We start from the raw sequence: 19370 nt of genomic DNA, 5'->3' as shown, positions 1-19370 counted from the left end.
GATCCAGCCAGCCCAAGTCCTTGGGTTGAAAAGACTCTTTTCGCCGTGCAGACGCACGGCGGCTGGATGCCGGATCATTCTCGGGCTTGTTCCGGGGACCGGCATGACGGAAATAATGGTTTTAGCCCGGATTATCCCGATTAAACCACACAGTGGTGCGAGCCGAGGATGACGTCGAGCACAGAGGACTGACATCACTTCTGCCGGGAATTAACGCCCGGCATTTCTGTTTTTCGACGGAGCCCATCATGTTTTTCATCCGCACGGCAAGTCTGAGAGACATCGAGCCGGTACGCACCTTGCTCGCCGCGACCTGGCACGCCACTTATGACGCGATCTACGGCGCCGACAAGGTGAAGGAGCTGATTGCCGCATGGCATTCGCCGCAGGCCATGAAGGACCGTATCGAGAAAAAGGGCGGCGAGTTTCTTGTGGCCGATGATGGCCGGCGGATCGGCGGCATGGCCTATGGTTCGATGTCCACCAAGATGGCGAAGACGGCCCTGCTGCACCAGCTTTATGTGGCCCCGGAATTTCAGCGGCAGGGTGTCGGCCGCGATCTCTTCGCCGAACTCGAAACCTGCTTTCCGGATGCGGAAATCATGCGTCTGGAAGTCGAACCTAAAAATACTGTCGCAATCGCCTTTTATGAAGGCGTCGGATTTGTCGAGGTCGACCGAATCGAGCGCATGGCGGGCATCGAAGGTCTGCCCGGCATCGTTATGGAAAAGAGCCTGACCCGATGAATACGACATTGCAGAAGCTGATAATCCGCACGGCACGTGAAAACGATCTTCCGGCGCTCGCAGCCATTTTTGCCGCCGACGAGATCGGCGGGCACGGCGATACGGCCGACGAATCGGCGCAGCCTGACTATCTCGCCGCTTTCCGCGCCATCGAGGCATCGCCAAGCGAAACACTCTATGTGGCGGAACTGGATGGCGAGGTGGTCGGCACCTTTCAGACGGCCATCCTCACCAAGCTTGTTGGGCGAGGGGCAAAGTCTATGGTGATCGAGGCGGTACAGACGCGCTCCGACATGCGCGGCCGCGGTATCGGCGCGGTGATGATCAATTATTGCCTTGAGGAAGCCCGCCGTCAGGGAATGAATTCCGCCCAGCTCACCTCCAACATGGCCCGGCTGGACGCGCATCGCTTCTATGAGCGGCTGGGTTTCGAGAAGCGGCATTTAGGCTTCAGGATGAAGCTGAAATAGCGCGGATATATCTCGAAATGCTGGACAATTGACGCGGGTGGCGGCATAAGCTTGTCTTGTGCCATGCGATCTAAAATCGCTGCGGCGCATTCAAGCCCGAGGAACGCATAATGAAGACTCTCCTGACGCAAATCTTCACCTGGTGGAATGGCCAGACGATTGGAACGCGGTTTCACACCTGGCGTTTTGGCAAGAAAGTCGGTCAGGACGAGTTGGGCAACACCTATTACGAAGGCGGCACCACTTCCTGGGGCATGCCGCGCCGCTGGGTGATCTATAATGGTTATGCCGAAGCCTCGGCGATTCCGCCTGGCTGGCACGGCTGGATGCACTACCGCACCGACGTGCCGCCGAGCCAGGAAACCTACGTTGCCCGCGAGTGGCAGAAGCCGCACCAGTCGAACCTTACCGGCACATCTAAGGCGTACCGCCCTCAGGGATCGCTGGCCGTGGCTGGCGAGCGTCCGCGCGTGACCGGCGACTACGACGCCTGGACACCCGGCAATTAAGCATCTTGTGATGCGCGGTGTTGTGCAAAACACCGCGCTTGCATCCGGCCTCACCGGTTTTTGCCACATTCCGCCCTTAGGCGTTGATCCGGTCGGCAGTTCGACACAGGCAAATATTTGGAGACATATCGTATGAGGAAAATCACGCGGGATCGTTCTTTGCGTGCGCTGACAGTCTCGCTGTTTGCAGCGGTCTCTGCTGTCATCCTCATTTCGCCCGTTTCTGCTGCTCGTCTCGAAAACCGCGTGGCGGTGTTTTCCGGCATCGACAAGATCACCGGCCGCATCACTTCCTTCGATGTCTATATCGATGAGACCGTGCAGTTCGGCGCGCTTCAGGTCACGCCGAAAGTCTGTTATTCCCGTGACCAGACCGAAACCCAGAAGATCGACGCCTTCATCGAGGTGGATGAGATCACCCTCGATCGTAAGATCAAGCGGATTTTCACGGGCTGGATGTTTGCCGACAGCCCCGGCCTCAACGCCGTGGAACACCCGATCTACGACGTGTGGCTGACGGGCTGCAAGCAGGACTCGGACGTTCCCGCTCCCTCTACGGCAAGCAAATAACCTAACGTAAAGTCTTCAGAATTGCAGGCTGGGCCGGTTGACGGCAAGGTCGAGCATTTTCGCATAATCCTGCTTCGGCACGTCGATTGCGCCGAATGTCTTGAGATGCTCTGTCGTGAATTGGGTATCGAGCAGTACGAAGCCGCTCGTTCTTAGCCGCTCCACCAGATGCACGAGGCAGATCTTCGAGGCATTGGTGCGGCGGGAAAACATGCTTTCGCCGAAGAAGGCGGCCCCGAGCGAGACACCGTAAAGACCGCCGACAAGCTCCTTGCCTTCCCAGGCCTCGACGCTGTGGGCATGGCCGATCTGGTGCAGCTCGGTATAAAGCGTGCGAATGGTGGTGTTGATCCAGGTGCTCGGCCTGTCCGGCGCTTCCGCTGCACATCCGGCCATCACCGCTTCGAAGGCGGTGTTGAAGCGTATTTCGAACGGCTTCTTGCGCATCGCCTTGGCGAGGCTTTTGGAAATGTGAAAATCATTGAGCGGGATGATGCCCCGCATTTCCGGCTCGACCCAGAAAAGCTCCGGATCATCCGCCGAATCGGCCATGGGAAACAGGCCGGCGGAATAGGCGCGCAGCAGAATATCGACCGTTATGCCGTTATTTCTGCTGCGCCGCCCAGCCATATCGTCTTAGTGAGACGCGTCACCGGCCAGATATTTTTCCAGCCAGTGAATATCGTAATCGCCGTTCAGAATATCCTCATTCTGGAGAAGATCCTGGAAAAGCGGCAGCGTGGTCTTGATGCCGTCGACGACGAATTCGTCGAGCGCCCGACGCAGGCGGCGAATGCATTCGTCACGGTCGCGACCGTGAACGATCAGCTTGCCGATCATGCTGTCATAATAGGGCGGGATCTTGTAGCCCTGATAGGCGCCTGAATCGACGCGCACGCCAAGGCCGCCCGGCGTGTGGAAGTAGGTCAGCGTGCCCGGAGAGGGAACGAAGGTGCGCGGGTCTTCGGCATTGATACGGCATTCGATGGCATGGCCATGGAATTCGATATCCGCCTGCGTGACCGACAGGCCCTGGCCGGAAGCGACCCTGATCTGTTCCTGCACGAGATCCATACCGGTGATGGCTTCCGTTACCGGATGCTCCACCTGAAGACGGGTGTTCATTTCGATGAAATAGAACTCGCCGTTTTCATAGAGGAACTCGATGGTGCCAGCGCCGCGATATTTCAGCTTGCGCATGGCGCTCGCGCAGATCTCGCCGATCTTCATGCGCTGCTCGACTGTCAGTGCCGGTGAATTGGCTTCTTCCAGCACCTTCTGGTGACGGCGCTGGAGCGAGCAATCGCGTTCGCCGAGGTGAACGGCATTGCCTTCACCATCGCCGAAAACCTGCACTTCGATATGGCGCGGCTTGCCGAGGTATTTTTCCATGTAGACGGCGTCGTTGCCGAAGGCTGCTGCCGCTTCGGAGCGGGCCGTCGCAACGGCCTCTTCCAGATCGGCTTCGGTCTTCGCCACCTTCATGCCGCGACCACCGCCGCCCGCCGTCGCCTTGATGAGGACCGGGAAACCGATCGTCCGGGCGATTTCGAGCGCGTTTTCAGGCTTCACTTCGCCATCGGAGCCGGGAACCACGGGAATGCCGAGTTCCTGCGCCGTCTGCTTGGCGGTGATCTTGTCGCCCATGATGCGGATATGTTCGGCGGTCGGTCCGATGAAGGTGATGCCGTGCGCGTCGAGAATATCGGCGAACTTGGCATTTTCCGACAGGAAGCCGTAACCGGGGTGAACAGCGTCCGCACCGGTGATTTCGCAGGCCGCAACGATCTGGTGGATGTTGAGGTAGCTGTCACGCGAGGGCGGCGGGCCGATGCACACGCTTTCGTCGGCAAGGCGCACATGCATGGCGTCCGCGTCGGCCGTGGAATGCACGGCCACCGTCGGAATGCCAAGCTCCTTGGCGGCGCGCAGGACACGTAGCGCGATCTCGCCGCGGTTGGCTATGAGGATCTTCGAAACCATGCTGAACCGCCTTTATTCGATGACCACGAGGGCTTCGCCATACTCCACGGGCTGAGCGTCGTTGACGACGATTTCCACGACCTTGCCGGACTTGGGAGCCGGGATCTGGTTCATGGTCTTCATGGCTTCGACGATGAGGATGGTCTGGCCTTCCTTGACGGTTGCACCCACTTCGATGAAGGGACGTGCGCCCGGGGCAGGCGACAGGTAGACCGTGCCGACCATCGGCGAGGACACGGTGTTGGCCGGGTTGCGGGCCGGTGCTGCGGCCGCAGCCGGCGCAGCAGGTGCCGCAATTGCGGGCGCGGCGGCCGGGGCAGGTGCCGGCGCATAAGCGGCGGGCGCTGCTGCATAGACCGTGGCGGGAGCGGGAGCGGCGCGGGAAACGCGGATGCGCAGGTCTTCCTGCTCCACTTCGATTTCCGAAAGGTCGGTATCGTTGAGGATATTCGCGAGCTCGCGGATCAGTTCCTTGTCGATACCCTGTTTCTTTTCAGACATGACAAACCCTATTCTTTGTTTCTTTTTATGCCGTGATGTTCTTCAGCGCATGAAGCGCCATGATATATCCGTATGGTCCGAAACCGCAGACCATGCCCTTTGCGGCGAGTGATACCATCGATTTGTGACGGAACTCTTCCCGCGCGTGGATATTGGAAATGTGCACTTCCACGACCGGCGTGGAAATCGCGCGAATGGCGTCGTGCAGGGCGATGGAGGTGTGGCTGTAGGCGCCGGGATTGATGACGACGCCCGCCGCGCGCTCGCCAGCCTCATGCAACCAGTCCACGAGCACACCTTCGTGGTTGGACTGGCGGAATTCCACTGCGAAACCGAGATCGGCACCAGCCGCAAGACAATCATTCTCGATGTCCTTCAGCGTCTTGCCACCATAGATACCCGGTTCCCTTTTTCCCAGCATGTTGAGATTGGGGCCATTGATGACGATGATGATGTTGCTCATTCACGTTTCCATAAGAAAATCAGCGACACCTATAGACTGCGCAGCCGTCAAGGAAAAGCCCCCGCAAGCCGTAAAGCGCCGGCTTGTCCGGCATCTCACAGGGAATACAGGGGCTTTTTGCGCAATCAGGAGCAGGTGGCCTTTCCACAGCTGCGCATATTGGCGATTTTTTCCATCAGAGGGTCCGCACCCACAGCCCCGAAAACGGCTTCGTCGCCGACGATATAGGACGGCGTGCCGGTGATGCCGAGGCTGTTGGCGAGCTTGTAGGTTTCCTGAACCTGCGCGTCGTTGGGGTTTTCCGCCATCGATTTGCGGATATCGGCTTCCTTGAGGCCAAGCGACGTCGCGACCTCCATTGCGCTTTCCTCATTCGCCCGTCCGCGCCCGCCAAGCAGGGTGCGCTGGAATTCGGGATATTTGGCAGGCGCAAGCAGCTTCACGGCGTTGGAGACGCGATGCGCTGCGACCGATTCCGGACCGAGGATCGGGAATTCCTTAAGAACGACGCGCACCTTCTTGTCCGTCTTCAGAATATTGTCCATGTCGCCCATGGCGCGTTTGCAATAGCCGCAATTATAGTCGAAAAACTCGACCAGCGTGACGTCGCCGTCCGGATTGCCAAGCGCCAGATCGTATTTCGATTCGAAGATCGTCTTCTTGTTGTCGGCCACCGCTTCCGCCGCCTTGGCGTTGCGGGCCGCATATTGCTTGCGTTCAAGCGCGTCCTGAACCTCAAGCATGATTTCGGGGTTCTCGATCAGATATTGCTTGATGAACTCGCCCATTTCCTTCTTCTGCTGCTCGTCCAGCGCGTGGGCGGGCAGAGAAGCGAAAACCGTCGAAAGGGCCGTCACGCTGGCGAGAAGGGTGGAACGGAGAAGATGCGCCATATCGGTCCTCATACTGTGCGGCCAGTGCCTCATGAATATTATGATGGCAATTACCTTACTTTAAGCCAAATGCCATACGCCAAAAATAGTTGTCCGCATTATGGTCGCATGATTGTGAAGATTGTGATTCTGCGGCAAGTCTCTGAAATACGGTTCAGGAAAGAGCATGCCCTTGATAACGATGTCGAAGCGGAGCGCAGTCGAACCCTTTCACGCCATGGACATCCTGGCGGAAGCGAACCGGCGCAGGCAGGCGGGACGCCCCGTCATTTCCATGGCCGTCGGCCAGCCGTCCCATCCCGCGCCAAAGGCCTCGCTGGAAGCCGCGCAGGAGGCGCTGAAACATGGGCGCATCGGCTATACCGACGCGCTGGGCTTGCGTGAACTGCGCGAAGCGATCGCCGGCCACTACCGGCTGCGCCATCAGATCGCGGTCGATCCGGCCCGCATCGCCGTGACCACCGGCTCCTCCGCCGCCTTCAATCTTGCTTTTCTCAGCCTCTTCGATGCCGGTGATTATGTCGCGATAGCAAGGCCTGGCTATCCCGCCTATCGCAATATTCTAAAAGCGCTCGGCCTCAATGTCGTCGAAGTACCGGTAACGGCGGAAACCGGCTACACACTGACACCGGCCAGTCTGGAGCGGGCGGAAACCAGGGCGGGTTGCAAGCTGACGGGCGTGCTTCTGGCAAGCCCGGCCAATCCGACTGGCACGGTCACGGGCCGTGAGGCGCTGAAGCGGCTGGCCAGCTATTGCGAAAGCCGCGACATGGCCTTCATTTCCGACGAGATCTATCACGGTCTCACTTTTGTCGGCGAAGAGACGAGTGCGCTCGAAATCACCGACAATGCCGTGATCATCAATTCCTTCTCGAAATATTATTGCATGACCGGCTGGCGTATCGGTTGGATGGTCCTGCCGGAAAATCTGGTCCGGCCGGTCGAGTGTCTCGCCCAGAGCCTCTATATTTCACCACCCGAGCTGTCACAGCTGGCGGCAACCGCAGCCTTTTCGGCGGCGGAAGAGCTGGATGTTTACAAGGAAACATATCGCACCAACCGTGATTTCCTGATGGCGCGCCTGCCGGAAATCGGCCTGCCGCTGGCATCCCCCATGGATGGTGCTTTTTACGCCTATGTCGATACCAGCCGTTTTTCCAACGACAGCATGGATTTTGCCAAACGCATGCTGGCGGAGATCGACGTGGCGGCGACGCCGGGCATGGATTTCGACCCCGAGGAGGGCCACCGCGCTCTGCGCATTTCCTATGCGGGTTCGGTGTCGGATATCGCCGAGGCCGTAGGACGTATCGCCGGCTGGTTGAAATAAGCCACCGGATTTGCCCTCTTCGTGAGGGATCAGGCGGGTGTGCAGCCGAAGGTGCTGTTAAACGCCTTTTCGCCTTTTGTGGTGAAGGTCAGCACGCGGCCGTTTCCGCGCCGAAGCCAGTCGCGCTGCTGCATGGCTTCCAGAAGCGAAGCGCCAAGCCCCCCGCCGAGATGATGCCGGCGTTCGCTCCAGTCCAGGCAATGCAGGCAGACCGGGCGTCGGGCCTTTTCCAGCAGCGATAGATCGATGCCGAAGCTTGAAAAGAAATCACGTCCGCTGTCTGTCAGTGCAGGATCGTCTCCCGAAGTCACGAGCCCGTTTGCGGTAATGGTGGCAAGCAGCGCCACGCCGCTTTCCCCGGCCAGATGGTCGTAACAGATACGCGCTTCGCGAAGCGCCTTGTCCTTTGGTCCGGTGCGGACGCGCACCGCACCCGTGCGCTGGGCAAGGCCCATCAGCGCTTCCAGAACCTGCGCCACATCCTCGTCGGAAAGACGGAAGTAGCGATGCCGGCCCTGTTTTTCCATGATTAGCAATTGCGCGTCGGAGAGTTTCGCCAGATGCCCGCTGGCGGTCTGCAGGGTAACGCCTGCAGCCTCGGCAAGCTCGCTTGCCGTTAGCGCGCGACCATCCATCAGCGCCGTCAATATGTTGGCGCGGGCAGGGTCGCCGATCAGCGCGGCGACATTGGCGATCAAGGGTCCGTCTTTCATAGTTCGATGATAGCCGAAGCATTGGAGTAGGGCAACGGCATAAAAGGAGAGGCAGAACATGAGGAAACCGACGATGCTGACCTGTTTCATCCGCTACGAGATCGACCCCTTCAAGGTCGATGCTTTCGATCAATATGCCCGTAACTGGGGTGAAGCCATACCGCGCTGCGGGGCCGATCTGATCGGCTATTACGCCCCGAAGGAGGGATCGAACACGATCGCCTACGGTGTCTATAATATTGAGAGCCTCGCCGCTTACGAGGCCTACAGGGCGAGGCTTGCCGCCGACCCGGCCGGGCGGGAGAATTATGAATTTGCACGGCGCGAGCAATTCATCCGCCGCGAAGACAGGCTTTTCCTGCGTCTGGCGTCGGCGCCGCATGGCGGAGGTGAACGATGATCGCGGTCATCTTCGAGGTCTGGCCGGCTGAAGGCGAGAAACAGCACTATCTCGATATCGCCGCCAGCCTGCGCACCGAGCTCGAAACCATTGACGGCTTCGTGTCCGTCGAGCGGTTTCAGAGCATCAGCAATCCGGACAAGATGCTCTCTCTGTCATTCTTCAGGGATGAGGAGGCGGTAAAGGCATGGCGCAACACCGCACCACACCGCGCAGCCCAGGCGCTGGGACGCTCCGACGTCTTTTCGGACTACCGCCTGCGTATCGCCGCCGTGATGCGGGATTACGGTCTGCGGGAGAGGGAAGAGGCCCCGACTGACAGCAGGCACGTCCATGCCGCGAATGCGCAAGTGCAGCGCTGAAATGCCTTCAGTTTTTCTTCACGCCGCGCCAAGGCTTTCTGGTTCGAACTCGCTTGCGAAACCCGCTATAGATGGGTGGATTGTGGGTGGAGAATGGCCGCCAAGCGGCCGTTCGCCCGATTGGAAACGGAGAGAAGAAAGATGTCGACAGAAAAAGTGGCGATTGTGACGGCAGGTGGCAGCGGCATGGGGGCTGCCGTGGCGAAACGTCTGGCCGCGGACGGCTACAAGCTCGCAATCCTGTCGTCATCCGGCAAAGGAGAAGCGCTGGCGAAGGAACTTGGCGGTATCGGCCTCACCGGCTCCAACCAGTCCAATGACGATCTCCAGCGCCTTACGGATCTGGCGCTCGAAAAATTCGGCCGCATCGATGTGCTGGTCAACAGTGCAGGCCATGGCCCACGCGCCTCCATCCTTGATATCACCGATGAGCAATGGCACACGGGTCTTGATGTCTATCTCATGAACGTCATTCGCCCGACGCGGATCGTGGCTCCGGTCATGGTCAAACAGAAGGCAGGCGCGATCGTCAATATTTCGACCGCCTGGGCTTTCGAGCCGAGCAGCATGTTCCCGACCTCTGCCGTCTTCCGCGCCGGTCTCGCCTCCTACACCAAGATTTTCTCCGATACCTATGCGGCCGACAATGTGCGCATGAACAATGTGCTGCCCGGCTGGATCGACAGCCTGCCGGCGACGGAAGAACGCCGCGAGAGCGTGCCGATGCAGCGATACGGCAAGAGCGAGGAGATCGCCGCCACCGTGGCCTTCCTCGCTTCGGAAGGGGCCGGATACATCACCGGCCAGAACATCCGCGTCGATGGCGGCCTGACGCGGTCCGTGTAACGGGCGGGTATCCTCGCCCCTCATCCCTGTGACAAGCACAGGGATGAGGAAAGGAGAGCAGCTACAAAAAGCAGGGTCTCTCAACCGACGCAATTAGCGGCTCAAGCATAGAAATCGCTCGTTATTACACCACCAAAAGCAAAACGCCCGCAACATGGTTGCGGGCGTTTTTTAATCCAGTTTCTTCTCTCAGAAGAAGCCCTTGCGCTGCCACCAGCCGCCCTTGCGCGGCTTCGGCTCATCACCATCAGGGCTTGCGGGCGCACCGGAAGAGGTAACCACCGGCTCGGAACTGGAGACATTGCTGCCCCGGTTCGCACGGACTTTTTCTTCGCTCGCGGGTGCTTCCGGCTCAGAAGAGAGATCGGCCGAAGCTTCACCGACTTCCTCGATGGCGACATCGACGACGGTCGCTTCGACGATTGCCGGCTCAACGACCACCGGCTCGACCGTTTCGACGGCTTCTGCCTTCGGTGCCTCTTCCGTTTCCGTCTTGGCCTTGGCCTTGCGGGTGCGGCGCGGCTTCTTCGGCGCTTCCTCTTCAACGGTGTCGGCGACAACGCCTTCCACTACGGCGGCAGCTGTAGGCTCTTCGGCGACCGCAGCTACAGCGGGAACCTCTTCGCCTTCACCTTCCGTCTCGCCTTCGTCGCCGGCTTCCGCGCCTGCAGCATCCAGAGCCTCGTCTTCGGCACGATTGCGGCGACCGCCGCGCTTGCCGCGACGACGGCGCTTGCGCTTGCCATCCTCATCGGAATTTGCAGCTTCGCTTACGCCGTTTTCATCGGCTTCAGCTCCGGCGTCATCGGTTTCGACGTTATCGTCGTCATCCGAATCGTCGCCTTCGTTTCCGGCCTCGGCATCAAGCGTGTTGTTCTGTTCGTTTTGTCCGCCCTTGCCACGACGGCGACGACGACGCTTGCGCTTGCGCTTGCCGTCCTCACCATTGTCGCTTTGCTGCTGCTGGCGCGGTTCGGAGCTCTGGACCTTGACGATTTCTTCCTCGTCTTCGTCCTCTTCCACCTCGGCGACAAAATCGTCTTCCTCTTCCACGAAGTTCGGAAGCATCTGGATGAGGCTTTCGATCTTCACCGGATTTTCAACGGCTTCGCCGCGATCAATGGCGAAATGCTGCGCGCCGACGCTCGAATCGGCGGCGATGATGATCGACACGCCGAATCGGCCTTCATAATCGACGATCGTGCCGCGCTTGTGGTTGAGCAGGTAAAGCGCCGTTTCCGGCGTCGTCCTTACGGTGATGTTGTGCGTGGTATTGCGCAGCAGATATTCCTCGATGCCGCGCAGAACATGCAGCGCGATGGAGGATTCCGAGCGCACATGGCCCGTGCCGCCGCAATGCTGGCAGACCTGCGTGGTCGATTCCAGCACGGAAGCGCGGATGCGCTGGCGCGACATTTCCAAGAGGCCGAAATGCGAGATACGGCCGACCTGGATGCGTGCGCGGTCGTTCTTCAGGCAATCCTTGAGCTTCTTCTCGACAGCGCGATTGTTGCGCTTTTCTTCCATGTCGATGAAGTCGATGACGACGAGGCCGGCAAGGTCGCGAAGACGCAATTGCCGTGCAACTTCTTCCGCTGCCTCGAGGTTGGTCGTCAGCGCCGTTTCCTCGATGGAATGCTCGCGGGTCGAACGGCCCGAGTTCACGTCGATGGAAACCAGTGCTTCGGTCTGGTTGATGATGAGGTAACCGCCCGATTTCAGCGTCACCTGCGGCTGCAGCATGCGGTCGAGCTGGGCTTCGATGCCGGAGCGCGAGAAAATCGGGTGAATGTCGCGGTAAGGCTGAACCACCTTGGCGTGGCTCGGCATCAGCATCTTCATGAAGTCTTTCGCTTCACGATAGCCTTCCTCGCCGGAAACGATGATCTCGCTGATATCCTTGTTGTAGAGATCGCGGATCGAACGCTTGATGAGCGAGCCTTCCTCGTAAACGAGGCAGGGAGCCGTGGAATTCAGCGTCAGGGTGCGAACGTTTTCCCACAGGCGCATCAGATATTCGAAGTCGCGCTTGATCTCGACGCGGGTACGGTTGGCGCCTGCGGTGCGCAGAATGACGCCCATGCCCTGCGGAACTTCCAGATCGCGCGCGATTTCCTTCAGGCGCTTGCGGTCCGTCGGCTGGGTGATCTTGCGGGAAATGCCGCCGCCACGTGCCGTATTCGGCATCAGCACGGAATAACGGCCGGCCAGCGACAGATAGGTGGTGAGTGCGGCACCCTTGTTGCCGCGTTCTTCCTTGGCGACCTGCACCAGAAGGATCTGGCGGCGCTTGATGACTTCCTGGATGCGGTACTGCTTGCGCGGCTTGCGGGCGACGCGATCGGGAACCTCCTCCATGGCGTCTTCGGCGCCAACGGATTCGATCACTTCCTTTTCGTGATGATCGTCATCATCGTCGTCGTCATCATCGTCATTGCCGCGACGAAGGCCTTCGACTTCCTCGGAAATCGTATCGGTATCGACCATGGCGGCCATTTCGCCGCCGGTGCTGCCATCTTCCTCGGAAGAAGCTTCAGCGGTTTCGGCTGCGATTTCTTCAGCGGTCTTCTTCTTGGCGCGGGGGCGGCGGGTACGCTTCTTCGGCTTTTCTTCCTCGGCGGGCGCGTCTTCGGCGACAGTCTCGACGGCTGCGACGGCTGTTTCCTCGGATACGGCCTCGGCGGCGGGCGCGGCATCTTCCGTCACCACGGTCTCCGTGGCTTCGCTGACGGCGACAATGCCGACATCGGGCTGGTCAACCTGCGAAAGGTCGATGGCCGGCGCGCCGGGTTCGGGGGTGTCGGCCGATTCGAAGTCGTCGCTGCGGCGATGATCCTCGGCTTCCGCCTTCAAGAGGGCCTGACGGTCGGCAAGCGGAATCTGGTAGTAGTCCGGGTGGATTTCCGCAAAAGCGAGAAAGCCGTGGCGGTTTCCACCGTAATCGACGAATGCCGCCTGAAGGGAGGGTTCAACCCGCGTGACCTTGGCAAGGTAGATGTTGCCGCGGATCTGTTTCTTGTGCTCCGATTCAAAATCGAATTCTTCGATCCGGTTCCCACGGACAACGACTACGCGTGTCTCCTCTTCGTGGGAGGCGTCGATAAGCATTTTGTCTGCCATGTAAGCTGTGCTCCTCGGCGCAGCCTTGTTTTATACGAGAACAGGCCCGCCATGAGGACGGGCCTTTCATATGAGTGCAAGGATGTGCCGGAAATGAAGTCTCCAGCCGGGCCTCTGTAAACTGGCAGCATCCGGACCGACGGCGAGGCGCTTGGCCTGCTCCTGGTATCCGGTTCATGTGAAAACTGCTGCGACATCATTGGCCAGGCGGAACGACAATAATATATAGACCCCTTGGGGTCCGATGAATTTGCTCTCCTCAGAGCGGCGGTGGCATGACCACCGGGTAGGTCTCCGGCCACGGCCGGAATTGATCCAGTTTCAGGATAAATGTAACGACGGCAGATGATTGCCCGATTTGCAGCGCCAGCGTCTTTTTCGATTGGCAGCCGGCGGGCATCTATCCCGTCAACACTTTTAACCCTCCCGCGTGTTGTATGTTTTCTCTGTCATAATAGCAATAGGCTGGCTAAATATGCCATATTATTGGTGGAATTTCCGGGTTAATAATTGGTTCACCAACGCCTGCGATTGTGGGGCGCAAACGCGAAAACAATCGTCCGGCGTGGTCGAAACGGTGCCGTTCCCGGCGCTTTTCCGCCCCATTTATCGAAAACGACTGAAATACGGAATTTCTTGAAGACCATGAATTTCACGCGCAGCGCAGCGATATTCCGTGGGGCAGGGCCGTTTGGCGCGCGAATCGCGCGGATTGCGGGCGCCTTCTCATTTCTTGTCGCCGCATATGTTTCCGCCGCTCCCGCAGCCTTTGCCGTCGAACCGCTTGTCGTCCATCAGGCGCGCATCATCGGCGACGAGGCGCGTACCCGCATCGTCCTCGATTTTGCCGAGGAGCCGGAATTCGACGTCCACTATCTCGATTCGCCCGCCCGCATCGTCGTGGACTTTCCCGCGGTGAATTTCGCCTTTCCCGCCTCCGATTTCAAACCGACAGGCCTTTTTTCCGACATCCGCTTCGGCAGCATGGGGCAAAACAGCGCCCGTATCGTGCTGACGGCGAAAAAGCCGGTTCAGGTGGCGGTTGCAGAAACGAAGAAGGGCGAAGATGGCGCCTCTTTCCGTTTCGTGCTGGATACGGAGATCACCACCAAGGGTAAATTCGCCGAACTGGTGAAGGAGCAGCAATGGCAGGTGCCAGCGCCCGTCACCACGGCCGCGATCAGCCCCGGCGATAAGACATCGCGCCAGGCGGAATTCGTCATTGCGGTCGATGCCGGCCATGGCGGCATCGACGCCGGTGCTACGGGCGGTGTGACCGGCACGGAAGAAAAAGTCATCACGCTGAACTTTGCCAGGGAACTTGCGGAACGGCTGAACCGTGAGCCCGGCATCAAGGCGTTCCTGACCCGTGATGCCGATACCTTTCTTGCCCTCTCCGAACGCGTGACGATCGCCCGGCAGAACAATGCCAACCTGTTCATCTCGGTGCATGCCGATACCCTGAAGCAGAAGGGCATCCGTGGCGCGACCGTCTATACATTGTCCGACCGCGCCTCGGACAGGCAGGCGCAGGAACTGGCGGAGCGAGAAAACAAGTCCGACCAGATTGCCGGCGTGGCCGCCTCCACCGAGCCGCCGGAAGTCGCCGATATCCTGCTCGATTTTACCCGCCGCGAAACCCAGGCCTTTTCGGTGACGCTGGCCGAAAACATCGTGTCTTCCTTCGAGGGGCAGGTCGGCCTCATCAACAATCCGCATCGTTATGCCGGTTTCATGGTGCTGCGCGCCCATGACGTGCCCTCTGTTCTGCTGGAGCTCGGTTTTCTCTCCAATGCGGAAGACGAAAAACTGCTTCTCGATGGCGAATGGCGCAAGAAGGTGGCCGACAGGCTGGCAACGGCGGTCGGACGATACCGCGCCAAGGCCATGGCGAACGGTGGCTGAAGCGCCAGTCGGCGGTACAATGATCCTGTTGCCGCCGTGCCGCTTGCGCCCGAAAAGCTGTTCAATTCTTTGACCTTGCGGACGATTAAGGCCTCGAAGCCCTATTTTACTCACATTCGCCGCGTTACTCGGGAAGCGGATTCGGTGGCAATCCGCGAAGCGACACAGACGCGATTGCGGTGGTTGGCCCGGTAACATATCGGCGAATGCTACAGTATCCGGCTTGTCATCGAAGGTATGGTGTGCAAAACGGCACGCGATATGCAAAGATGCGCCCGTATATCGTCGGGCGTTGATGGTTACGATTCGAATTATCGGTAGCTTGGTATGATCAGACTGATTGGATATTTTTTCGGCTTGGCCAGCGTGCTCTTCCTGTGCGCCGCCGCCGCCGGTGCAATTTATTTGCACGGCGTGACGAAGGACCTGCCGGATTATGCAGTTCTGAGCACGTATGAGCCGCCGGTGACGACCCGCGTGCACGCCGGCAACGGCGCGCTGATGGCGGAATACGCCCATGAGAAGCGCCTGTTCCTGCCGATCCAGGCCATCCCCGACCGGGTGAAGGCCGCTTTCCTTTCGGCGGAAGACAAGAATTTTTACAACCATCCGGGTGTCGACGTCTTTGGTCTCGGCCGCGCCATTCTCGTCAATATCCAGAATCTCGGCTCCGGCCGTCGTCCGGTCGGCGCGTCCACCATCACCCAGCAGGTGGCGAAGAACTTCCTGCTGACCAACGACCAGACCATCGACCGCAAGCTCAAGGAAGCCATTCTTTCCTTCCGCATCGAGCAGACCTACTCCAAGGATAAGATCCTCGAGCTCTACCTCAACGAGATCTTTTTCGGCCTGAATTCCTACGGCATTGCCGGTGCGGCGCTCACCTATTTCAACAAATCGGTGACGGAACTGACGATTGCGGAGACCGCCTATCTCGCATCGCTGCCGAAGGGACCGGCCAACTACCACCCGATCCGTCGCGAAAAGGCTGCTCTGGAGCGCCGCGACTGGGTGATCGATCGCATGGCTGAAAACGGCTACATCACCGTCGCCGACGCCACTGACGCCAAAAAACAGCCGCTCGGCGTCAATCTGCGCCGTGGCGGCGCTCATATTTTCGCGTCCGACTATTTCGCAGAGGAAGTCCGCCGCCAGATCGTCGAGAAATACGGCGAGGAAGCGCTTCTCGAAGGCGGGCTGTCGGTTCGCACATCTTTCGATCCGCAGATCCAGATGGAGGCCCGCAAGGCGCTTCAGGACGGTCTCGTTCAATATGACGAGCGCCGTGGCTTCCGTGGAGCCGCCGAAAAGATCGAGACTGCCGGCGACTGGACGGCCGCCCTTGCCAAGGTGAAGGGCCTTCGCGACGTTCCTGAATGGAAGGTTGCAGTCGTGCTCGCCGTTGCTGCCGATGGCGTCGATATCGGCGTACAGGCGGATACGGAGACGGAAGACGGTGACAAGCGCACGCGCGGTCACATCTCCGCTGAAAACATGCGCTGGGCCTATCGCGATGCGACCGGCAAAAAGGCGACCGCCAAGTCGCCGGTCGGTGTTCTCTCGGTGGGAGACGTCGTTTATGCGCAGCCGCTTTCCAATTCCGGTAACGAATACCGCCTGCGCCAGCCGCCGAAAGTGCAGGGTGGCATGGTGGTGATGGATCCGCATACCGGCCGCGTTCTGGCCATGGTCGGCGGCTTCTCCTACGCGCAGTCGGAATTCAACCGCTCCACGCAGGCGATGCGTCAGCCGGGTTCCTCCTTCAAGCCGTTCATCTACGCGGCCGCGCTCGACAACGGCTATACGCCGGCATCGGTCATTCTCGATGCGCCGATCGAAGTCGTTTCGGGCGGTCAGGTCTGGAAGCCACAGAATTACGGCGGGGGTTCCGCCGGTCCGTCGACCCTGCGTCTCGGCATCGAAAAATCCAGAAACCTTATGACCGTGCGCCTCGCGCAGGACATGGGCATGAATCTGGTGGCGGAATATGCCGAACGCTTCGGTATCTACGACAAGATGCCGCCGCTTCTGGCAATGTCGCTCGGTTCGGGTGAAACCACTGTCATGCGCATGGTTTCGGCCTATTCGGTCATTGCCAATGGCGGCAAGCAGATCAAGCCGACGCTGATCGACCGCATCCAGGACCGTTACGGCAAGACGATCTTCCGGCACGAGGAGCGCGCCTGCGAGGGCTGCAACGCCACCAGCTGGCAAAATCAGGATGAGCCGGTCATCGTCGACAATCGCGAGCAGGTTCTCGACCCGATGACCGCTTACCAGACGACCTCCATGCTGGAAGGCGTCGTCCAGCGTGGTACCGCGGCAGGCAAGATCAAGGTCGATCTGCCGGTCGCCGGCAAGACGGGCACCACCAACGATGAAAAGGATGCCTGGTTCGTCGGTTACACGCCGGACATGGTCGCTGGTCTCTATATCGGTTTCGATTCGCCGGCACCTCTTGGTCGCGGCGGCACGGGCGGTTCGCTGTCGGCGCCGATCTTCGGTGAATTCATCGCCGATGCGGTCAAGCATATGGAGCCGAGCAAGTTCATCGTGCCCGCTGGCATGAACTTCGTCGCCGTCAACCGCAAGACCGGCATGGCGGCGGTTGAAGGGGAACCTGATACCATCATGGAAGCCTTCAAGCCCGGCACTGGGCCTGCTTCCAGCTTCTCGGTGATCGGCGCGGAAGGTTACATGTCGCAGGAAGATATTCTGAAGACCTCGCCGCAGGCCCAGCAGGCCATCACTGGCGGTGGCGGCGGTCTTTATTGATCCCAGTCGTGGAGTTTGGCGGGGGCGCGGGTCTTTACATCCGCGCCCCCCGCATTTATTTGAGCAACGAGTTTCAATGAAGGTGAAGAACCAGCGAAATGCGCAATGAAATCGTGAATGTAGTCGACGAAATCAAGCAGGCCATAAGCCTGCTGAGGAGGCATCTTTGACTGGGACCAGGCGATAAGACGGCTGGACTGGTTGAATAACAAGGCAGAGGACCCGACCCTCTGGAACGATGCCTCAGAGGCCCAGAAACTGATGCGCGAGCGCCAGCAGCTGGATGACAGCATCAATGGCGTGAAGGCGCTTGAGCAGCAGCTCAGGGACAATATCGAGCTGATCGAACTCGGCGAGATGGAAGGCGACGACGAAATCGTCAAGGACGCCGAGGACTCGCTGAAAGCGCTGAAGAGCGAGGCGAACCGCCGTCAGGTGGAAGCCATGCTTTCGGGCGAGGCCGATGGCAACGATACCTATCTCGAAGTGCACTCCGGCGCCGGCGGCACGGAAAGCCAGGACTGGGCGAACATGCTGCTGCGCATGTATACCCGCTGGGCGGACCGTGAAGGTTTCAAGGTCGAGGTGCTGGAAGTTCACGACGGCGAAGAGGCCGGCATCAAATCCGCGACAATCCTCGTCAAGGGCCACAATGCCTTCGGCTGGTTGAAGACGGAATCCGGCGTCCACCGGCTGGTCCGTATTTCGCCCTATGACAGCAATGCGCGTCGCCACACATCGTTCTCCTCCGTCTGGGTCTACCCAGTGGTTGATGATTCGATCCAGATCGATGTCAACGAAAGCGATTGCCGCATCGATACCTATCGTTCGTCCGGTGCGGGCGGCCAGCACGTCAACACCACCGATTCGGCCGTGCGCATTACGCATATTCCGACCGGTATCGCGGTTGCCTGCCAGCAGGAACGCTCGCAGCACAAGAACCGCGCCAAGGCGTGGGACATGCTGCGCGCCCGCCTTTACGAGGTGGAGTTGCAGAAGCGGGAAGAGGCAGCCAATGCACAGGCCGCTTCCAAGACCGATATCGGCTGGGGCCACCAGATCCGTTCCTACGTTCTGCAGCCTTACCAGCTGGTCAAGGACCTGCGCACCGGCGTGGAAAGCACAGCACCCGGCAACGTACTGGACGGTGACCTGAACGAGTTCATGGAAGCTGCTCTCGCTCACCGCATCAGCGGCGGCGCGGACGTGGAAGTGGCTGATATCGACTAAGACGCTGCAATGCGTTGATTGAAATTGCCCCTCGCAAACCCATTGCGAGGGGTTTTTCGTTGGAGGAGATGCATGAAACAGGCGCTTTATATCGTCGACGTCCAGCCAAGCTTCAATCCGCCAGCTTCGCTGGTGGCGGACATAACCGCTCTTGCCGCCACCATGCCGAGCGTCGCCAGCGTCGAGCGCCATGATGAGAGCGTGACACCTTTCGAGCGGCAACTGGGCTGGAAGCCGGGCAGGGATGACTGCTCGCTGGTTCAGGCGGATCGGATATTCATCAAGCACGGTTATGCGCCGCCAAGGGAAGCGGTCGACCATCTCCTGTCCCTGAAGGTCGAGAGGGTGCTGGTCTGCGGTATTCAGGCTGATACCTGCGTGCTGGCGGCCGGTTTCGCGTTTTTCGACGCGGGACTTCACCCTACGCTTCTGCCGTGGCTGACGGTTGGTTCAAGCCTCGACCGCAGCGGCGAACTCGGCGCCAGATTATGGAAACATCATTTCGGCGCAGTTCTTTCCGGGCCGCATGAGCTTAAACCGGACGGGCTCTAGCC

At 59.6% G+C, this 19370-nt stretch carries 19 protein-coding genes; 12 read left to right on the top strand and 7 right to left on the bottom strand.

All coding sequences use genetic code 11. The annotated features are described in order from the left end of the window. The first annotated feature begins 248 nt into the window (after window positions 1-248). From OK142_RS02305 to OK142_RS02290, 4 genes are all read left to right on the top strand, one after another. Entirely contained in the window at window positions 249-746 is a 498-nt protein-coding gene (locus OK142_RS02305) for a GNAT family N-acetyltransferase (protein WP_216331244.1), read from the top strand. Then, window positions 743-1216, top strand: a complete 474-nt coding sequence (locus OK142_RS02300) for a GNAT family N-acetyltransferase (protein ID WP_498680872.1) — start codon at window positions 743-745, stop codon at window positions 1214-1216. The genes OK142_RS02305 and OK142_RS02300 overlap by 4 nt, the downstream gene beginning before the upstream one ends. Window positions 1217-1326: 110 nt before the next feature. Beyond that, a complete protein-coding gene (locus OK142_RS02295) occupies window positions 1327-1725 on the top strand; it encodes an NADH:ubiquinone oxidoreductase subunit NDUFA12 (protein WP_003496348.1) in 399 nt (132 codons plus the stop codon). Between the two features lie 132 nt (window positions 1726-1857). After that, window positions 1858-2295, top strand: a complete 438-nt coding sequence (locus OK142_RS02290) for a DUF2155 domain-containing protein (RefSeq protein WP_035217582.1) — start codon at window positions 1858-1860, stop codon at window positions 2293-2295. A gap of 15 nt (window positions 2296-2310) precedes the next feature. Here the strand turns inward: OK142_RS02290 and aat are convergent, their stop codons facing one another. From aat to OK142_RS02265, 5 genes are all read right to left on the bottom strand, one after another. Further along, on the bottom strand, window positions 2311-2925 hold the full coding sequence (aat, locus tag OK142_RS02285) for a leucyl/phenylalanyl-tRNA--protein transferase (RefSeq protein ID WP_498680871.1): 615 nt from the start codon (window positions 2923-2925) through the stop codon (window positions 2311-2313). A gap of 6 nt (window positions 2926-2931) precedes the next feature. Then, a complete protein-coding gene (gene accC / locus OK142_RS02280; RefSeq protein ID WP_059752741.1) occupies window positions 2932-4278 on the bottom strand; it encodes an acetyl-CoA carboxylase biotin carboxylase subunit in 1347 nt (448 codons plus the stop codon). Between the two features lie 12 nt (window positions 4279-4290). Next, window positions 4291-4779, bottom strand: a complete 489-nt coding sequence (gene accB / locus OK142_RS02275) for an acetyl-CoA carboxylase biotin carboxyl carrier protein (RefSeq protein ID WP_020012377.1) — start codon at window positions 4777-4779, stop codon at window positions 4291-4293. 25 nt (window positions 4780-4804) lie between these two features. After that, entirely contained in the window at window positions 4805-5242 is a 438-nt protein-coding gene (aroQ, locus tag OK142_RS02270) for a type II 3-dehydroquinate dehydratase (RefSeq protein ID WP_498680870.1), read from the bottom strand. Window positions 5243-5367: 125 nt separating this feature from the next. After that, window positions 5368-6135: a DsbA family protein gene (locus OK142_RS02265; RefSeq protein WP_035242563.1), complete on the bottom strand. Its 768-nt coding sequence runs from the start codon at window positions 6133-6135 to the stop codon at window positions 5368-5370. 172 nt (window positions 6136-6307) lie between these two features. On the opposite strand from OK142_RS02265, the gene OK142_RS02260 reads away from it, so the two are divergent. Beyond that, on the top strand, window positions 6308-7465 hold the full coding sequence (locus OK142_RS02260) for a pyridoxal phosphate-dependent aminotransferase (protein ID WP_498681714.1): 1158 nt from the start codon (window positions 6308-6310) through the stop codon (window positions 7463-7465). A gap of 29 nt (window positions 7466-7494) precedes the next feature. On the opposite strand, the gene OK142_RS02255 is transcribed toward OK142_RS02260, so the two are convergent. Next, window positions 7495-8178 carry an ArsR/SmtB family transcription factor gene (locus OK142_RS02255; protein WP_082184665.1) on the bottom strand — a complete coding sequence of 228 codons (684 nt, stop codon included), beginning with the start codon at window positions 8176-8178 and terminating at the stop codon, window positions 7495-7497. A 73-nt stretch (window positions 8179-8251) separates the two neighbouring features. Between OK142_RS02255 and OK142_RS02250 the strand changes: the two genes are divergently transcribed. The 3 genes from OK142_RS02250 to OK142_RS02240 all read left to right on the top strand — a co-directional run bounded on the left by OK142_RS02250 (window position 8252) and on the right by OK142_RS02240 (window position 9786). Next, entirely contained in the window at window positions 8252-8578 is a 327-nt protein-coding gene (locus tag OK142_RS02250; protein WP_137038619.1) for an NIPSNAP family protein, read from the top strand. Further along, a complete protein-coding gene (locus OK142_RS02245; RefSeq protein ID WP_498680869.1) occupies window positions 8575-8940 on the top strand; it encodes an antibiotic biosynthesis monooxygenase family protein in 366 nt (121 codons plus the stop codon). Before OK142_RS02250 ends, OK142_RS02245 begins: the two co-directional genes overlap by 4 nt. Window positions 8941-9081: 141 nt before the next feature. Then, window positions 9082-9786 carry an SDR family oxidoreductase gene (locus OK142_RS02240; RefSeq protein ID WP_498680868.1) on the top strand — a complete coding sequence of 235 codons (705 nt, stop codon included), beginning with the start codon at window positions 9082-9084 and terminating at the stop codon, window positions 9784-9786. Window positions 9787-9975: 189 nt separating this feature from the next. Here OK142_RS02240 and OK142_RS02235 read toward each other — a convergent pair whose 3' ends face one another. Then, complete coding sequence (locus OK142_RS02235; RefSeq protein WP_498680867.1) at window positions 9976-12906, bottom strand: Rne/Rng family ribonuclease; 2931 nt, start codon at window positions 12904-12906, stop codon at window positions 9976-9978. Between the two features lie 645 nt (window positions 12907-13551). On the opposite strand from OK142_RS02235, the gene OK142_RS02230 reads away from it, so the two are divergent. From OK142_RS02230 to OK142_RS02215, 4 genes are all read left to right on the top strand, one after another. Further along, the gene (locus OK142_RS02230) at window positions 13552-14811 is read left to right on the top strand and encodes an N-acetylmuramoyl-L-alanine amidase (protein ID WP_498680866.1); all 1260 of its coding nucleotides are present in this window, start codon (window positions 13552-13554) and stop codon (window positions 14809-14811) included. Between the two features lie 327 nt (window positions 14812-15138). Further along, window positions 15139-17586: a penicillin-binding protein 1A gene (locus tag OK142_RS02225; RefSeq protein WP_003496311.1), complete on the top strand. Its 2448-nt coding sequence runs from the start codon at window positions 15139-15141 to the stop codon at window positions 17584-17586. 98 nt (window positions 17587-17684) lie between these two features. After that, a protein-coding gene (gene prfB, locus OK142_RS02220; protein WP_164056184.1) for a peptide chain release factor 2 occupies window positions 17685-18816 on the top strand; the annotation gives its coding sequence in 2 pieces (ribosomal slippage) (window positions 17685-17753 and window positions 17755-18816; 1131 coding nt in all). A 72-nt stretch (window positions 18817-18888) separates the two neighbouring features. Then, on the top strand, window positions 18889-19368 hold the full coding sequence (locus tag OK142_RS02215) for a hydrolase (protein ID WP_498680865.1): 480 nt from the start codon (window positions 18889-18891) through the stop codon (window positions 19366-19368). Window positions 19369-19370 lie beyond the last annotated feature (2 nt).

The organism is Agrobacterium sp. BT-220-3 (assembly GCF_025910175.1).
Lineage (GTDB): Bacteria > Pseudomonadota > Alphaproteobacteria > Rhizobiales > Rhizobiaceae > Agrobacterium > Agrobacterium oryzihabitans.
This window is presented reverse-complemented; position numbering and strand designations above follow the sequence as displayed.

Bases quoted from the DNA above. Each gene is read 5' to 3' on its own strand.
- OK142_RS02305 (WP_216331244.1), top strand. From the start codon at position 249: ATGTTTTTCATCCGCACGGCAAGTCTGAGAGACATCGAGCCGGTACGC.
- OK142_RS02300 (WP_498680872.1), top strand. From the start codon at position 743: ATGAATACGACATTGCAGAAGCTGATAATCCGCACGGCACGTGAAAAC.
- OK142_RS02295 (WP_003496348.1), top strand. From the start codon at position 1,327: ATGAAGACTCTCCTGACGCAAATCTTCACCTGGTGGAATGGCCAGACG.
- OK142_RS02290 (WP_035217582.1), top strand. From the start codon at position 1,858: ATGAGGAAAATCACGCGGGATCGTTCTTTGCGTGCGCTGACAGTCTCG.
- aat (WP_498680871.1), bottom strand. From the start codon at position 2,925: ATGGCTGGGCGGCGCAGCAGAAATAACGGCATAACGGTCGATATTCTG.
- accC (WP_059752741.1), bottom strand. From the start codon at position 4,278: ATGGTTTCGAAGATCCTCATAGCCAACCGCGGCGAGATCGCGCTACGT.
- accB (WP_020012377.1), bottom strand. From the start codon at position 4,779: ATGTCTGAAAAGAAACAGGGTATCGACAAGGAACTGATCCGCGAGCTC.
- aroQ (WP_498680870.1), bottom strand. From the start codon at position 5,242: ATGAGCAACATCATCATCGTCATCAATGGCCCCAATCTCAACATGCTG.
- OK142_RS02265 (WP_035242563.1), bottom strand. From the start codon at position 6,135: ATGGCGCATCTTCTCCGTTCCACCCTTCTCGCCAGCGTGACGGCCCTT.
- OK142_RS02255 (WP_082184665.1), bottom strand. From the start codon at position 8,178: ATGAAAGACGGACCCTTGATCGCCAATGTCGCCGCGCTGATCGGCGAC.
- OK142_RS02250 (WP_137038619.1), top strand. From the start codon at position 8,252: ATGCTGACCTGTTTCATCCGCTACGAGATCGACCCCTTCAAGGTCGAT.
- OK142_RS02245 (WP_498680869.1), top strand. From the start codon at position 8,575: ATGATCGCGGTCATCTTCGAGGTCTGGCCGGCTGAAGGCGAGAAACAG.
- OK142_RS02240 (WP_498680868.1), top strand. From the start codon at position 9,082: ATGTCGACAGAAAAAGTGGCGATTGTGACGGCAGGTGGCAGCGGCATG.
- OK142_RS02235 (WP_498680867.1), bottom strand. From the start codon at position 12,906: ATGGCAGACAAAATGCTTATCGACGCCTCCCACGAAGAGGAGACACGC.
- OK142_RS02230 (WP_498680866.1), top strand. From the start codon at position 13,552: ATGAATTTCACGCGCAGCGCAGCGATATTCCGTGGGGCAGGGCCGTTT.
- OK142_RS02225 (WP_003496311.1), top strand. From the start codon at position 15,139: ATGATCAGACTGATTGGATATTTTTTCGGCTTGGCCAGCGTGCTCTTC.
- OK142_RS02215 (WP_498680865.1), top strand. From the start codon at position 18,889: ATGAAACAGGCGCTTTATATCGTCGACGTCCAGCCAAGCTTCAATCCG.